This window comes from Deltaproteobacteria bacterium (assembly GCA_020848905.1).
In the GTDB taxonomy this organism is placed as follows: domain Bacteria; phylum Myxococcota_A; class Polyangia.
In genome coordinates, this window is the sequence record JADLHG010000009.1 from 190,232 (window position 1) to 206,101 (window position 15,870).

Below are 15,870 nucleotides of genomic sequence, written 5' to 3' on the forward strand. Positions count from 1 at the left end.
GTCGTGCCACAGGGTCGCAAGTGCAGTGCCCGTGCCAAGACCCTCCGCCGCAAGCCACCGATCTCATGAGGCGCCATCGGGCGCTGCCGACGCCGCGAGTGGCCAGTCCGGCCAGCGGAGCCTGGGGTCCGGTGGTCCCTCGCGCGAAGTCCGGTGGTCCCTCGCGGTGCGCCGCGTGCCGCGGTGCGGGAATAGCTACGCCCCCTGACCCGTTCCCTTGGCCGCCCGGGCGCCGCGCGCGCCGGGTGCCATCTGCGACGGACCCCAGGGAGACCTCCATGACCTGCGCAGCTCCACGATCCCTCACGCTGCTCGTCCTCTCGGTCGCCGCGAGCCTCCTCGGGTGCGGCAGCCGGACGGCCCTGCTCGCCGACACGGGCGGCGCGGGCAAGTCCGAGGCCGGCCTCGCGCTCGCGGACGGAGCGCCGGGCGACGGTGCGCTGGCGGACGGTCTCATCCCCCGCCTCGACGCCGCCGTCCGCACCGACGCGACGAGCTGCACCTGTCCCCCGGGAGAGGTCTGGCGCCGCAGTCCGTGCACGCCCACCGACCAGCTCGGCTGCGGCTCGAGCTGCACGCCGGGGCTCTCGGGAAGCTGCTCCGCGGGCTATCGCTGCGATTCGTGCGGAGCCAGCCCCGCCTGTTCCGCGAGCTCGTGCCGCCCGGCGTGCGTGCTGGAGCCCGCGCAGGCGGTTCGCGGTGGATTGCGGCTCCTCGACACGAGCGGCCCCGCCGGCGACACGATGATCGGCGTGCAAGGTACCAACTGGTACGTGGGCGCGCTCTTCTACAAGGTGCGGATGGCCGGCCAGGAGCTGATGCAGGACATCACGGCCATGGCCTGCACGGTGAAGGCGATCTTCAAGAACGTCCCGCCGGGGGTCCACGCGGTCGAGGTCTCGCAGTACGGCGGCAAGGAGCCCTGGGTGCTCGCCGGCTTCTACACCGCGCTGAGCGGCGTGACCCCGGGGCCGACGGTGCAGCCCGGCTTCCCCTGCTCGACGGGCGGAGCGCCCTGCGCCGCCGCCAAGCCCTACGTGTGCACCTGCATGCGGGACGGTCGCTGCGGTTGCGAAAAATAGCGCTCACGCTGAGCCTCCTCGGCGCGTGTACCGCCGAGCTCCGCGGTGGGCACGACGCGGCCCCCCGGGCAGAAGCGAGCGCCTCCCCCGTCGACGCGACGGTCGCCGATCGAACGGTCGTTCCTCCGGTGCGGGACCTCGCCGCGCCCCCCCGCGACCTCGGCGTGCCCGTCGACGCGGCGCCACCGTGCACCAAGGACTGCGTGCCGATGGTCTGGATCCCGGCGGGCACCTTCCTGATGGGCGCCACCAACGTGCCCGGCGAATCCCGCCCGCAACACGCGGTCACCCTCTCGCGCGGCTTCTGGCTCGACAAGTACGAGGTCTCGCAGAAGCGCTACAAGCGCTGCCTGGACGAGGGCGCGTGCGCGAAGCCCGAGGGAAGCTTCGACGGCGCGACCGAGCGCGCGGTCTACGGCATCCCCTGGAGCGTGGCGGAAGCGTACTGCCGCTGGGCCGGCAAGCGCCTGCCCACCGAGGCCGAATGGGAGCGCGCGGGCTGCGGCGACGGCGTGCGCTGCTACCCCTGGGGCGGACAGAAGCAGGGCGGCTCCGACTGCACCGACAAGCCGGACTGCGCGAAGGCCGCGCACTGCCTGAAATCCCAGTGTGCGGGGGGCGCCTGCTACAACACGCCGCAGGACGTGGGGCAGTTCGAGGCGGCAGGGAACCGCTCGGCCTTTGGCGTGGTGAACCTGGCGGGCAACGTGTGGGAGTGGGTGCAGGACATCTGGACGCCGGACTTCTCGTGGTGCACGAGCGGCTGCGTCGATCCGCTGCCCAAGGGGAGCTCCTCGCAGCACGTGATGAAAGGGGGCTCCTGGGTCAGCGAGGAGGTCTTCCTGCGCTGCGCGGCGCGCTACCACGACGGTGCGGGAGGCTTTCCGACCATCGAGGTCGGGATCCGCTGCGCGCGGAGCCCCTGAGCGGAACCCCTGAGCAAGACCTCCGCGAGCGGGCTCGTACGCCGACGGCGCGAGGCGCCCCCCCGAGTGCGCTATCATGTCCGTTACACCAGGTGAGGGGTTCCCTTCATGGCGCATCGACGCACGCGCGAGCATTTCCACGGCTGCCTCCTCGGAGGGGCGGTGGGCGACGCGCTCGGCGCGCCGATCGAGTTCGATTCGCTGGCCGAGATCCGCGCGAAGTACGGGCCGGCGGGGCTCACCGACTACGTCCCCGCCTACGGCGTCCCCTGCGCGATCACCGACGACACGCAGCTCACGCTCTTCACGGCCGAGGCGCTGCTGCGCGCGGACAACGAGCGGAGGCTGCGCGGGAGCACCGCGCCGACCGACCACGCCCGCCGCGCCTACCTGCGCTGGCTCCACACGCAGGCCTCTCCGCTGCGCCCGGAGGCCGGTGAGCCCGGTTTTCTCCTCGGCGTGCCGGAGGTCTTTTCGCGGCGCGCGCCGGGATCGACCTGCCTGAGCGCGCTCGAGGCCGGCGGCGAGGGGAGCCTCGCGTCCCCCACGAACCTGAGCAAGGGCTGCGGGGGCGTGATGCGCGCGGCCCCGGTGGGCCTCGTGCGGAGGAGTTTCTGCGACCCCTTCGCGGAGGGGGCGGCCTTCGCCGCGCTCACCCACGGCCACCCCTCGGGCTACCTCCCGGCGGGCTTCCTCGCGCAGCTCGTCTTCGAGCTCGCGCACGGGGCTGCCCTGAAAGAGGCCATCACGGGGACGCTGCCGCGCCTTCGCACCTACCCGGGGCACGAGGAGACGCTCGCCGCGGTGGAGGCCGCGCTTGCGCTCGCCGCGCGCGGCGGACCCCGGCGTCCCGAGGAGCTCGAGGCCCTCGGCGGGGCGTGGGTCGGCGAGGAGGCTCTGGCCATCGGCCTCACCTGCGCGCTCGTGGCCCGCGACTTCGCTCACGGCGTGCTCCTCGCGGTGAACCACGGGGGCGACAGCGACAGCACCGGCAGCGTGGCGGGAAATCTCCTCGGTCTGCTCTACGGGGCCTCGGGCATCCCGCCCGCCTGGCGCGCGCGCGTCGAGCTCGGCTCCGTGATCGAGGAGCTGGCCGGCGATCTCCACCGCCACTTCGGCGAGGGCGTGCCCCCCGAGCAAGCGCTCGCCCCGCACGGGCGCGCCGAGGACTGGCTCAAGTTCCCGGGGGAGTGATCCCGCGCGAGGCCCTTACTGCGGGCAGGGAGGCTTCGGGCACTTGCAGGTCGTGCCCTCGCACTGGGCCGCGCAGCCACCCACGCAGGTGTAGCCGCACTTGCAGCCCACGGTCCAATCGTTGGTGCAGTTGGTCCACGGGTTCTTGCACTCGCACTGGCTGTTGCCGTTGCAGGTCGCGTTCGAGCCGCACTGGGTCGGCCCCGTGCAGGCCTTCGTCAGCATGTCCTTCCCGGGGATCACCTTGAAGTCGTAGAGCCGCGCGTCGGCCCTCGGGCGGCTGTCGCGTCGTACCGCGCCGTCCCCGGTCACCTTGCCGTCGCCGCTGACCGCGCCGTCCCCCGTCGCGGCGCCATCCGCCGCGCCCCAGAGGTCCGCCACCGACATGGCGTCCTGGCGCGCGCCTCCGCCGTCGCCGACCTTGGCCTTCCCGCCGCAGCCGCCCAGCAGGGCCGTCAGGGTCACGACCAGGGCTCCTCGGTGAGCCGCTCCTCGCATGGCAGGTATTCCTCCTCGGGCCGCAGGGGGTGCGAGCCTCGTTCGGTCAGAGGCTCGAGGATATCAGATCGGCGCGGTGAGGTCAGCGTGGGAGGGCGGCGGGCGTCAGCGTGGGAGGGCGGCGGGCGTCAGAGCACCGAGCCGGGGAACTGCCGCGCGATCCCGCCACTCAGCGCGTCGGCCATCATGAGGATGTGGCTCGCGGCCGCGTCGTAGGCCTTGATGTCCCCCGCCCAGTCGCCGGTCAGGCGCGCGGTCGCCTCGGTCAGGGTCTGGTCGAGGTGCAGACGCATCATCTCCGTCAGGTCCTTGAGCGGCCAGTTGGGATTGGCAGCCGCGAGGAAGGCCGCCAGCTGGTCGGCGTTCTTTCCCCAGCGCGTCCTGGCGTCGGACACCTTGTCCGCGTCCCCGCTCTTCGCGGCGGTCACCAACTCGGCGGCGATGGCGATGTGCTCGCGCAAGAGCGTGGCGAGGCCGTCGCCCGCTACCTTGCCGTAGAAGGGCTCGATGGCCTTGCCGATGTCGGTCTGGTTTTGCATCAGCCGCGCGGCCGTCGCCTCCGTCTCGGGCAACCCCGCGATGGCGGCGACGAGATAGGCCCGGGTCCAGGCGACGTGGTCCACCCAGACCGCCCGCATGGCCAGCTGCAGCTCCTGGTGCTTCGGCTTCAGCGTGGTCTCGGGCGAGACCTTGGCGGGGAACTGCTTGGTGATGCCGTCACTCAGCGCGTCGGCCAGGCCCAGGATGTGGTGCATCACCTGGTCGTCCGAAGCGATCGCGCCCGCCCCGTCCCCCGTCAGGCGGGCTGTCGCCGCGGCCAGGGTCAGATCGAGATGCATCTTCATCATCACCTTCAGGTCGGCAAGCGGCCAGTGGGGATTGGCGCCGGACAGAAACGCCGCGATCTGGTCCCCGTTGACGCCCCAGCGCGCCCTGGCATCGGCGACCTTGCGCGCGTCGCCGCCCTTCGCGGCCCCGACGAGCTCCACGGCCAGGTTGATGTGCTCGCGCAGCAGGGCGGTCAACGCGTCCCCGGCCTGGTTGCCATAGAAGGGCTTGATCGCGTTGCCGAGGTCGGCCTGGTTCTGCAGCAGGCGACCGAGCGCCGCGTCGGTCCCCGCGAGCCCCGCGACGGCGCTCACCACCACGGAACGGGTCCAGTCCACGTGCTCCACCCAGAGCTGGCGCATGGTCTTGCGCAGTTCGAACTGGCTCGTGACGGGTGCGGTTGCCCCGGGACCCGGCCCGGGCCCGGGATTGGGCCCCGGCGCGGGCCCCGGCGAGGACCCAGGGTCCGGCGACGAGGTTCCGTCGCAGCCCAGGCTGCCAGCGCCGGTCGCTGCCACGAAGCCGATCAGGAGCAGGGCACGAGATACACGTCTGGACGCGAGCATGGTGACTCTCCTCTGACTTGCGGGTGCTGGTTGACCGCGCCGCTTCCGGGGTCCGGAATCTGGCGCTCATCTGCACAGAGTGATCAGCCCGCGCCGAGGTGACAGAACTACGGTGGACAGATGGGCAGACCGCGTCATCCTTGGCGAGCGGCCGAAACGGCGAGGAGAGGGACGAACCGATGCAAACGCTGGCACGTGAGAAGGCATTCGAGCTCGCCGGGCGTTCTGCCCTGTCGGACGAAGAGGTGGTGCGGCGCGTGACGGGCGGGGAGGTCCAGCTCTTCGAGGTGCTGATGCGCCGCCACAACCAGCGCGTCTATCGCTCCGTGCGGGCCCTCGTGCGCGATGAAGCGGAGACCGAGGACGTGATGCAGCAGGCCTACCTCTCGGCCTTCGTGAACCTGCGGCAGTTCGTGGGCGCGGCGAAGTTCTCCACCTGGCTCGTGCGCATCGCGGTGAACGAGGCGCTCGGCCGCTTGCGGCGGCGGTCGCGCTTTGTCACCTTCGATGAGACCGTCGCGTCTGAGGTAGAGGCGACGGGCGCGACGGAGACCGCCCGCGCGCCGAACGACCCGGAGGTGCGAGCCATGGCGAGCGAGATGGCGCAGGCGGTGCAGCGTGCGGTCGACGCCCTCCCCGAGGCGTACAGCATCGTCTTCGTGCTGCGCGACGTGGAAGGGATGGACACCGCTGCCACGGCCGAGGCCCTCGGGGTCAGTCAGGACGTGGTGAAGACGCGCCTCTTACGCGCGCGCGCCATGCTGCGGGGACGGCTCAACGAGACGGTCGGGGCCACCTTCCCCGAGGCCTTCCAGTTCCTCGTCCCGCGCTGCGATCGGATGGTGGCGCGGGTGCTGGCCGCGATCGAGGCGCTCCCCGCAGCGACCGCCGCGAGACAGTAACCCCGCCGCCGCGCTCGATCGCTGGCATCATTGCGCTTTCTCGCGACGGGCATAACGACGAGGCCGCGCGGGTTGATCGAGTTGAGCGAATCAAGAGGGTCCGTAGAGGCGCGCTACGTGAATCGAGCGTGGCTCTCGGCATACCGGCTCAGCGAAGAGCCAGGAGGGTGACAAGCCCCTAACAGAGAGGAGGGCACATGGCGACCTATAACGAAAACCACAGGCGGGAACCTGCGGCGTCCAACCGGCGAAGGGAGAAAGCAGCCTCGGCGTGGAACTTCGACGGGAGCTACGGCTCCCCGGTACCGCCCGTTCCGTCCTCGGCTGAACGCAGCGACCAAATCGACTGCTACGGTGCAACCGACGTCGGCCTGGTGCGCCCCGACAACCAGGACCAGTTCCTCATCGCGCAGACCACACGAACCCTGAGCGTGTATCAGACGAGCGTCGGGCTCGCCGGCTCCTCGCCCCTTCTCGGGCGCGCTCAGGGCCATCTGTTCGTCGTCGCGGACGGGATGGGGGGCCACGCGGGTGGAACCACGGCGAGCACGCTGGCCGTCGAGACGCTCGCGCACTACGTGCTCGACCTGATGCCCTGGTTCGCGCGAATGGATGCTGCACGCGACACCGCCGTCGCCGAGGCCATGAAGACCGCCCTGGCGAGCTGCCAGGATCGGGTGGCCGAGGCGGCCGAGAAGGACGCGAGCAAGCGTCAGATGGGCACGACCGTCACCCTGGCCTACGTGCAATGGCCGACGCTGCTGGTGGCGCACGTGGGGGACAGTCGCTGCTACCTCTACCGCGAGGCCCAGCTGCAGCAGCTCACGCAAGACCACACGGTGGAGGAACAGCTGCGCGAGAGGGGCGTCGCGCCGGGCGAGGAGGGGGTCGTCTCGCGCTGGAGTCACGTGCTGTGGAACGCCGTGGGTGGTGGAACCCCCGAGCTCTGGCCCGAGGTACGGCTGCTTCCGCTCCGACGGGGAGACACCCTGCTGCTCTGCACCGATGGGTTGACCAAGCACGTCCCCGCCGAGGTCATCGCCGCCACCCTCGAAGCGGGCGAACCCGCGGCTCGCAGCTGCCAGCGGCTCATCGAGGCGGCCAACGCGGCGGGAGGCACCGACAACATCACCGTGCTCGTGGTGCGGTATTAGGGCGGGGTGGCGACGTGTCCGCCCCCTGGTACCTCGACGTAGTCCTCTACGAGGTGTACGTGCGCGGGTTCTACGATGCCGACGGCGACGGCGTCGGAGATCTGGCGGGGCTCACCGCGAAGCTCGACTACATCCGCGACCTCGGCGTCGGCGCGGTGTGGCTCTTGCCCATCTTCCCGAGCCCCCTGCGCGACGACGGCTACGACGTCAGCGACTTCTACTCCGTGCACCCCGACCTGGGCAGCCTCGACGACTTCCAGCGACTCCTCGACCGCGCGCACCGCCTCGGTCTCCGGGTGCTGCTCGACCTCGTGCTCAACCACACGAGCGACCAGCACCCCTGGTTCCAGTCGGCACGCCGCGGCCCGGGCCACCCCCATCACGACTACTACGTCTGGGACACGACGCCAGACCGCTATCACGAAGCGCGAATCATCTTCACCGACAGCGAGACCTCCAACTGGGCCTGGGAGCCCGCGTGCGGGCGGTACTACTGGCATCGGTTCTTCTCCCACCAGCCGGACCTGAACTACGACCACCCGGAGGTCCGGCGCGAGATGCTGGACGTGGCGCGCTTCTGGCTCGACCTCGGCGTCGACGGATTTCGCGTCGACGCGGTCCCCTACCTCTTCGAGCGAGAGGGGACGACCTGCGAAAATCTCCCCGAGACGCACGCCTTCCTGAAGGAGCTGCGCCGGCTGACCGACGGGTACGACCCGCCACGCGTGCTCCTGGCCGAGGCGAACCAACCCGTCGAGGCGCTGATGCCCTACCTCGCCGGCGACGAGATGCACATGGCCTTCCACTTCGCCCTGATGCCCCGTCTCTTCCTCGCCGTGCACGCCGAGGAGAAGCAGCCGCTGCACGACGTCCTGACCCGCACCCCGGGGCTCCCCGCGGGGTCGCAATGGGCCATGTTCCTGCGCAACCACGACGAGCTGACGCTGGAGATGGTGACGGCCCACGAGCGCGACTATCTGTTTCGCGCCTTCGCCCCGGAGACCGCCATGCGGCGGAACGTCGGCATCTGTCGCCGACTGTGGCCGCTCATGCTGGGCGGTCGGCGCCAAATCGAGCTCCTCCACGGCCTGCTCCTCGGTCTGCCGGGCTGCGCGGTGCTCTACTACGGCGACGAGCTGGGGATGGGGGACGACGTCAAGCGGGGGGACCGCATGGGCGTCCGCGCGCCGATGCAGTGGTCCCCCGGTCGCAACGCCGGGTTCTCGCGGGCCGCGACCCGCCGCCTCTACGCGCCCCCCATCACGACCCCGGCGTACCACTATGTCGGCCGCAACGTGGCCTCCCTGGAAGCGCAGCCCACCTCGTTCCTCAACTGGCTGCGACGGATGATCAAGACGCACCGCGATCAACCGGCCTTCCGCGGTCGGGCCCTCCAGCTCGTGGAGACCGACAACGCGCGCGTCCTGGCCTTTGTCCGCCATAGCGACGGCGACAGCATCCTCTGCGTGCATAACCTCTCGCGCTTCGTCCAGGCCGCGTACCTCGACCTGGGCGCCTGGCGGGGTCGCCGTCCGGTAGAGGTGATCGGAGGGGCCGGCTTCCCGACCGTCGAGAGCTCCCCCTATTTCGTCTCGCTCGGCCCGCACGCGTTCTACTGGTTGAGGCTGTCCGATGCGTGATCACTGGCTGACCCTGGCTCGGAACGCGCGGCTCGCCGTGCTCGTCGACCTCGATGGCACGCTGATCCCCTTCGCGCCCACGCCCGAGGAGGCGCGCCCCACGCCCGAGGTACTCGACGTGCTCGGGCGGCTCGCCTCCACCTCGGGTCTCTTCGTCGCCGTGGTCAGCGGTCGCCGACGAGACGATCTGGATCGGATGTTCCACGACCTGCCCGGCCTTCGCCTGGTGGCCGAGCATGGCGGCTGGCGTCGCACCGAGACGGGCTGGCACGCTCAAGCCTCTCCGGAGGCCGCGCCGGCCGTCGGCCCGCTGGCGGAGGAGCTGGATGCAGCGACGCGGCGCTTCGCCGGCGCGCGCGTGGAGCGCAAGACCTGGTCCGTGGCGCTGCACTACCGCGGCGTGAGCGCCTGCGGCCGGCCGGCGCTATCGCGCGCGACAGAGCTGACGATCGCGCCGTGGCTCGAGCTGCACCCCGAGTTCGAGCGCCTCGAGGGGGAGGCCGTGACGGAGGTACGGCCACGCTGGCTGCGCAAGACGTCAGCCGTGGACTGGCTCCGCGAGCGAGCCGGAGCGCGGGCGCGACTGCTCGCCTTCGGCGACGACGCGACGGACGAGGATATGTTCGCCGCCTTGGGCCTGGTGGACGAAGGCGTTCGCGTGGGTCCTCCCCCGGCCCACGAGACACACGCACGCTGGATGCTGGCCGGGCCCCCCGAGGTGCTGCGCTTCCTGCGCTGGCTCGTCGAGGTGCGCGGCGAGTCGTATCAGTCCGTGGTGCCCCTTTTGCCCTCTCCGGTGGTGGTCGGCGAAGCGCGGCGCGGGCGGCATCCCCGCCACTTCGACCTCCTCGCCATCTCGAACCGCTTGCCGGAGCTTCGCTCGGCCACGCTGCCTCGCGACCAGCGGCGACGCGCCGTCGGGGGCCTCGTGGCCGCGCTCGAGCCGGCCCTGGCCAGCCGGCGCGGCCTCTGGCTCGGCTGGAGCGGGCGGCTCACCTCGAGCGACCGGCCGACCGCCGTCGAGCTGGACGACCAGGGACGTCCGGCCGTGGCCTGGGTCGACTTCCCCGAGACCTGGTACGCGCAGTACTACAACGGCTTCTGCAACGGGGTGCTGTGGCCCCTGCTGCATTCCTTCCCCGACCGGGTGAGCTTCTCCGCCGCCGACTGGATGGCCTACGGCCGGGTCAACGACGCGCTGGCGGCCGCCGCGCTCGAGCTCGTGGGACCGGACGCCCCCATCTGGGTCCACGACTACCACCTGCTCCTCGCGGCCCGAGCGCTGCGGCGACGAGGGCACCGCGCTCCCATCGGTCTCTTTCTGCACGTCCCCTTTCCGGCACCCGACGTCTTCGGCCTACTCCCGTGGGCCGAACAGCTCCTCGACGGCATGCTGGACTTCGACCTTCTCGGCTTTCACACGCCGAGCTACGAGGAGAACTTCCACCAGTGTCTGCGTCCCTTCGCGCCGGTGCGCCTCGAGGAAGGGGCCGTCGTGCACCGCGGTCGCCGCGTCGCCACGGGCGCCTTCCCGATCGGGATCGTCCCCGAGAGCTTTCAGGAGCCACCGGACGAGTCCGTCGCCGAGGAGGTGGCGGCGCTGCTGCGGGCCATCGCGCCCGGACGCCTGGTCCTGGGGGTCGACCGGCTGGACTACACGAAGGGCATCCCCGAGCGCCTGCGCGCCTTCGGGCGACTCCTCGAGCGCTATCCGGATTGGCGCGGTCGGGTCTCGCTCGTCCAGATCTCCGTCCCGTCCCGCGAGGATGTGCCGGACTACGCCGAACAGCGTCGGCTCGTCGAGAACGCCGTGGGGCGGATCAACGGCGACTTCGGCGAAGGGGAATGGGTGCCGGTGCGTTACCTCTACCGCTCGTACCGTCGCAACCACCTGGCGCACCTCTACCGTGCGGCGGCGATCGGCTACGTCACCCCGCTACGGGACGGGATGAATCTCGTGGCCAAGGAGTACGTCGCGGCGCAGGACCCAGAAGACCCGGGGGTGCTGCTGCTCTCGAAGTTTGCCGGCGCGGCGCACGAGCTGGCAGACGCGGTGCTGACTAACCCCTGGTTCATCGATGGGATGGCCGACGACCTGGACCGCGCCCTGCGCATGCGGCGCGAGGAGCGGGTGGAGCGTCACCGGCGACTCTCGACCGTCGTCGAGCGCACGACCGCTGTCACCTGGGCCCGGGACTTCCTCGCCGCACTCCAGGGCGAGGCGCGGAGCCGAGGCGACGCCGGGTGAGGGCCCGGCGCGGCGGCGCTACCAGACCGCGCAGGTCTTCTGCGGGCGCATCGTCGTGCCGGCGGCGCACTTGAAGGCCTGCGCGAACTCGGGGAGGTTCGAGAGCGGACCGTTCACGCGCCACTTCGGAGGAGAGTGCGGGTCCACCTGGGCCACGAGCCGCGCGTACTCCTCGCGGTACTTCGCGCACCAGGTCTGCCCGACGGAGAGGAAGAACTGCTGGTCCTCGGAGAAGCCCTCGGCCACCACGCGCTCCTTCGCGCCGGCGCGCATGCGCCGGTAGGCCCGGAAAGCGAGCTTGATGCCGCCGAGGTCGGCCACGTTCTCGCCGAGCGTGAGCTTGCCGTTCAGCTTCAGCCCGGGGAGCGCCTCGTAGCCCGCGTACTGGTCGGCCACACACTGCGTCTTCTCGTTGAAGCGCGGCTCGACCGAGCTGCTCCACCAGTTCTTCAGGTTCCCCGCCGCGTCGAACTTCGCCCCCTGATCGTCGAAGCCGTGGGTCAGCTCGTGCCCGACCACCATCCCCATGCCGCCCAGGTTCACCGCGACGGCCGCGCTCACGCTGTAGAACGGCGGCTGCAGGATCCCCGCCGGGAAGACCATCTGGTTCTTGTTCGGGTGGTAGTAGGCGTTCACCGTCGGCGGCGTCATCTCCCACAGCTCGCGGTCCACCGGCTTGCCGATCTTGCCCAGGTCGTAGGCGAGCTCGAAGGCCCGCGCGGCCAGGCGGTTCGCGGCGAAGGCCCCCGGCTTGACCTCGAAGTCGTAGCTCCGCCACTTGCTCGGATACCCGATGAGGTAGGCCATGGCCTTGAGCTTCTGCATCGCGCGGGCCTTGGTCGTGGCATCCATCCAGTCCAGCCGTGCGACCTGCTCGGAGAAGGCCGCCGCGACGTGCTTGACCATCTCCTCGGCGGCGCGCTTGCTCTCGCCGGCGAAGCGGGCCTTCACGTAGGGCTGCGCGAGGAGCTCGCCGAGCGCCCGGTCCGTCGCCTCCACGCAGCGCTTCCAGCGCTTGCGCTGCTCCTTCTGCCCGGTGATCGCCTGCTCCAGCTTGAAGTCCTCCTCCTCGAAGCGCTTGGGGAGGCTCGAGGCCAGCGCGTGCAGGACGTGCCAGCGCAGATACTGGCGCCAGGTGTCGAAGGAGACGCGGCCGAGCAGCGCGCTCAGTCCCTCGAAGAACTTCACCGAGGTGACGTTGATCTCCTTCAGCTCGGGGCGACCGAGCCCGTCGAAGTAGGCCGCCCACGGGAAGGCCGGCACGGTCTTCTCGACTCCCGCGCGGTCGATCTTGTTGTAGATGCCGTGCGGGTCACGGCGCTCGACGCGCGTCTTGGAGACCTTGGCCAGCTCGGTCTCGAGCTTCACGATCTCGAGGGCGGCCTTCTCCGCGGCGGCCTTCTTGGCGCCGCCGAGCGCGAGCATGGTGGCCACGTGCGCCTGGTAGGTCTTGCGCAAGGCCACCGACTTCTCGTCGGTGCGCAGGTAGTAGTCGCGGTCGGGCAGGCCGAGGCCGTTCTGATCGAGGCTGGCGATCACCTTGGTCGCGTCCTTGAAGTCCTGGTCGGCGGCGATGTCGAAGAGGGCCCAGATGCGGTGCCGGTGGAGCTCGGTCAGCACCGCCCCGAGCGACTTCACGTCCTTCACGCGCGCGATCTTGGTCAGGAGCGGCTGGATGGCCGCGGTCCCGGCCTTCTCGAGCGCGGCCTCGTCCATGCACGCCGCGTAGTACGCGCCGAGCTTGTAGGTCAGCGGCTCGCTCGCCTTGCTGAGCGCCGCGACCTCGAGGATCTTTCGCAGCTCCAGCTCGTTGCGCTCCTGGATCGTGGCGAAGCCGCGGCTCCAGCGGGGCTTGTCGGCCGGGATCGGGGTGCGCGCGAGCCAGCCGCCGCAGGCGAACTGATAGAAGTCGGTGCACGGGTTCGCCGTGCGGTCGAGCGCGGTGGTGTCGAGGCCCACCGCGGCGAGAGACTTCGGCACCGCGGGCAGCTCCACCACCTTGGGCGGCGCGGTGGGGGCCGGGGCGGGCGAGACGCCTCCCGCGACGGGGGTGCAGGCCGCGCCGAAGAGCACGGCGAGGACAAGGATCGAACGAGACGCAGATCGTTGCATGGTCGATGGCTCCAGAAGAGGTCAAAGGAGGTGGAGCGGGCGCTCCGGCCACTGCCGCCGGGACCCTAGCACCGGCGCTCGGAGGTTGTCACGGGAGGGTCCCCGGCGCGGTCAGGGCGCTCGTATGAACTCCGAAACCTGATTCCACGCCCAGGAGTACCATTGTGGAGAACCATGAACGACGAACTGGATCTCTCCGACTTCGATCTACCCCCGGGGACGACGCCGCAGGTCGCCTCTACGGCCGGCGGCCTGCGTCGGCAGAGAAGTCTCGAGGAGACGCAAGCCTGGCTTCTGCCGAAGCTCCGTCGCGTTCCCATCACGCGTTTGGCAGACATCGCGCCCCTCGACGCCTTGGGGCTGCAGGTCTGCATCGCCGTGACCCCCTTCGCCCTGGACGTGAAGACGCACGGCAGTCGGGGCTTGTCGAAGCTGGAAGCGCGGGTCGGCGCGATCATGGAGGCCATCGAGCGCGTATCGGCGGAGTCCTGCCATCGCCCGCCGAAGCGCCGGGGCAGCTATGTCGATCTAGGTGCGGCCGCCGAGCTCCTTGTGGTCGACCCCGTTGACCTGGGCCTCCCTTTCGAGACGGAGTACGCGCCTACGCGAGAGCTGGGCTGGGTGCTGGGCTTCGACCTCATCGGGCGGACGAAGATCTGGGTGCCCGAGGACTTCGTCGTCGCCGTCGCCCGCGATGGAGTCTCCCGGGGCGTCGAGACGAACGGGCTGGCGAGCGGCAACACGCTCCTCGAGGCGGCGCTTCACGCGCTCTACGAGGTGATCGAGCGCGACGCCACCTCGCTGCACATCTTCTCGGACACCTTCTGCAAGCCCGAGGACACGAACGCCTCGCCCGTGCGGATGCTCGACCTGTCCACCCTCCCCGAGCCGGCCAAGGTGTGGGTTGCGAAGGCGGAGTCCGAAGGGCTCTCCGTCGGCATTCGAGACATCACCTCGGACCTCGGCATCGCGACGTTCGAGGCGCGCATGATCGATCCCGCCGTCCCCGTCGATGGCCAGTACGAAGAGCTCTACTTCAAGGGCTACGGCACGTGCCTCGATCCACAGCGGGCGGTCATGAGCGCGATGATGGAGGCGCTGCAATCGCGGATCGGTTTCACCCAGGGGTCCCGCGACGTCTACGAGGGACTGGAGCCCCGAGAGGCCAACTCCTCGCGAAAGATGCGCGAGCTTCTATGCGATCAGCCCGAGGAGTGGTTTCCCTTTCCGGCCGCCCCTACCTCGCTTCCCAAGGATGCGGCGGAGGAGCTCTGGCAGGTCGTCTCGCGCCTGTCCGAAAGAGGCTTCCAGAGGTGTGTCGTGGCCGACCTCACGCGGCCGGACCTCGACGTGCCGGTGGTGCGCGTGCTGGTGCCCGGGATGGCCTGGCCGTATGCGGAGAGCCTGAAGCGGCCCGGGATCCGCCTCCTGCAGAGGCTCTACTGATGTCGCGCAAAGTGCTGCCGCCCATCGTCTACGCCGGCCCGTCGATCCGCGAGACCGAGATTCTCGAGATCTGTCCCGGAGCCGAGGTTCGCCCGCCCATCCGGCGGGGTGACCTGGGAAGGGACAGAGACGCGGGACACTCGGTGTTTCTCATCCTCGACGGGGTATTTATGCACCATCTTCCGGTATCTCCCAGGGAGATTGCCGAGCTCCTCGAGGAAGGGGGCGTGACCCTTGCCGGGGCGTCGAGCATGGGGGCCCTCCGCGCGGCGGAGTGCTGGCCGCTCGGCATGCTCGGGATGGGGTGCATCTATCGGCTCTTTCGGCGCGGCGTCTTGCAGTCAGATGACGAGGTGGCCGTGACCACCGACGCGACGGACGGGCATCGGGCGCTCTCCGTCGCGCTGATCAATCTGCGCTACGGGCTTCGCAAGGCGGTTCGGGCGGGACTCCTATCTCTGGCTCAGGCGCTCGAGGCGATCCACCAGGTGGAATCCATCTACGTCCCCGACCGGACCTGGGCCTCGATTGCTCGCGCGACCGGCCTGTCGCCGGAGATCATCGCGCTCTGCTCAGCGCCGGAGAACGACCTCAAGCGAAAGGACGCCCTGCACGCGGTTCGTCGCCTGCGACCGCTGATGCTGCGTCTGGCCTCGAGCGCCGACGGGCGGTCGGAGAGGACGCCCACGCGCGTGGCCTTCGCTCGCTACGGTGGGCACGCGCCTCTCTGTGGTCACCGCGAGGCCACCTTGAAGCCGGAGCTGCTCCGGTGGATCTTCGGCAGCGGCAGGTACCAGAGGTACGTCTGGCCCTTGCTCCTCGGGGAGCCAGGCCTGGACGGCCTGACGGGGACGCCCGCGGAGAGGGCGGCCGAGCGACGGCAGCTTCTCGCGGCCTTTCTGGCCGACCGACTCGCCACGCGGCTCGACGAGCTCGCGGACCAGCTCTTCAGCGAGCTCGAGTTCCTCGCCGAGCTGGACAGCGAGGTGATGCGTTACCACGCGGTGTTGGTGGCAAGAGACCGGGTTCGACGAGAGGGCACCGCCCCGCCGGACCGCTATCAGCGGCTGGCACGAGAGACCGTGTCGATTGCCCACGGCTGCGTCAACTGGGAAGAGCTTCTCGGGTGCTGTGACGAAGGGCGTTTGTGGGGCGCCATTCCGCTCGAATGGGTCGAGGAGAGCTGCGAGCTCGTGGCCGCGGCGAAGCTCGTGAGAAGCCAGCGGCCCGTGGTGTAGAGGGCGCCGCGGGTGGGGGCCTCCGCGCGCGTCCAG

General features: G+C 70.4%; 12 protein-coding genes. 9 read left to right on the top strand and 3 right to left on the bottom strand.

The window, feature by feature from the left end; translation table 11 throughout:
- The first annotated feature begins 278 nt into the window (after positions 1-278).
- From IT371_05965 to IT371_05975, 3 genes are all read left to right on the top strand, one after another.
- A complete protein-coding gene (locus IT371_05965; protein ID MCC6747186.1) occupies positions 279-1,082 on the top strand; it encodes a hypothetical protein in 804 nt (267 codons plus the stop codon).
- Positions 1,070-2,008 carry an SUMF1/EgtB/PvdO family nonheme iron enzyme gene (locus IT371_05970; protein ID MCC6747187.1) on the top strand — a complete coding sequence of 313 codons (939 nt, stop codon included), beginning with the start codon at positions 1,070-1,072 and terminating at the stop codon, positions 2,006-2,008. The genes IT371_05965 and IT371_05970 overlap by 13 nt, the downstream gene beginning before the upstream one ends.
- A gap of 108 nt (positions 2,009-2,116) precedes the next feature.
- Positions 2,117-3,202 carry an ADP-ribosylglycohydrolase family protein gene (locus IT371_05975; GenBank protein ID MCC6747188.1) on the top strand — a complete coding sequence of 362 codons (1,086 nt, stop codon included), beginning with the start codon at positions 2,117-2,119 and terminating at the stop codon, positions 3,200-3,202.
- Positions 3,203-3,217: 15 nt separating this feature from the next.
- On the opposite strand, the gene IT371_05980 is transcribed toward IT371_05975, so the two are convergent.
- Together IT371_05980 and IT371_05985 are read right to left on the bottom strand one after the other, a co-directional pair.
- A complete protein-coding gene (locus IT371_05980; GenBank protein MCC6747189.1) occupies positions 3,218-3,667 on the bottom strand; it encodes a hypothetical protein in 450 nt (149 codons plus the stop codon).
- Between the two features lie 161 nt (positions 3,668-3,828).
- Positions 3,829-4,338, bottom strand: coding sequence for a hypothetical protein (locus IT371_05985; GenBank protein ID MCC6747190.1), 510 nt, complete (start codon positions 4,336-4,338; stop codon positions 3,829-3,831).
- A 935-nt stretch (positions 4,339-5,273) separates the two neighbouring features.
- On the opposite strand from IT371_05985, the gene IT371_05990 reads away from it, so the two are divergent.
- The 4 genes from IT371_05990 (at position 5,274) to otsB (ending at position 11,038) form a co-directional block, all read left to right on the top strand.
- Positions 5,274-5,996 carry an RNA polymerase sigma factor gene (locus tag IT371_05990; protein MCC6747191.1) on the top strand — a complete coding sequence of 241 codons (723 nt, stop codon included), beginning with the start codon at positions 5,274-5,276 and terminating at the stop codon, positions 5,994-5,996.
- A gap of 197 nt (positions 5,997-6,193) precedes the next feature.
- Complete coding sequence (locus tag IT371_05995; GenBank protein MCC6747192.1) at positions 6,194-7,150, top strand: serine/threonine-protein phosphatase; 957 nt, start codon at positions 6,194-6,196, stop codon at positions 7,148-7,150.
- Between the two features lie 14 nt (positions 7,151-7,164).
- On the top strand, positions 7,165-8,790 hold the full coding sequence (gene treS / locus IT371_06000) for a maltose alpha-D-glucosyltransferase (GenBank protein ID MCC6747193.1): 1,626 nt from the start codon (positions 7,165-7,167) through the stop codon (positions 8,788-8,790).
- Positions 8,783-11,038: a trehalose-phosphatase gene (gene otsB, locus IT371_06005; GenBank protein ID MCC6747194.1), complete on the top strand. Its 2,256-nt coding sequence runs from the start codon at positions 8,783-8,785 to the stop codon at positions 11,036-11,038. The genes treS and otsB overlap by 8 nt, the downstream gene beginning before the upstream one ends.
- 18 nt (positions 11,039-11,056) lie before the next feature.
- Here the strand turns inward: otsB and IT371_06010 are convergent, their stop codons facing one another.
- The gene (locus IT371_06010) at positions 11,057-13,150 is read right to left on the bottom strand and encodes a M13 family metallopeptidase (GenBank protein MCC6747195.1); all 2,094 of its coding nucleotides are present in this window, start codon (positions 13,148-13,150) and stop codon (positions 11,057-11,059) included.
- Positions 13,151-13,324: 174 nt separating this feature from the next.
- On the opposite strand from IT371_06010, the gene IT371_06015 reads away from it, so the two are divergent.
- Together IT371_06015 and IT371_06020 are read left to right on the top strand one after the other, a co-directional pair.
- Positions 13,325-14,596 carry a YcaO-like family protein gene (locus IT371_06015; GenBank protein MCC6747196.1) on the top strand — a complete coding sequence of 424 codons (1,272 nt, stop codon included), beginning with the start codon at positions 13,325-13,327 and terminating at the stop codon, positions 14,594-14,596.
- Positions 14,596-15,834: a hypothetical protein gene (locus tag IT371_06020; protein ID MCC6747197.1), complete on the top strand. Its 1,239-nt coding sequence runs from the start codon at positions 14,596-14,598 to the stop codon at positions 15,832-15,834. Before IT371_06015 ends, IT371_06020 begins: the two co-directional genes overlap by 1 nt.
- Positions 15,835-15,870 lie beyond the last annotated feature (36 nt).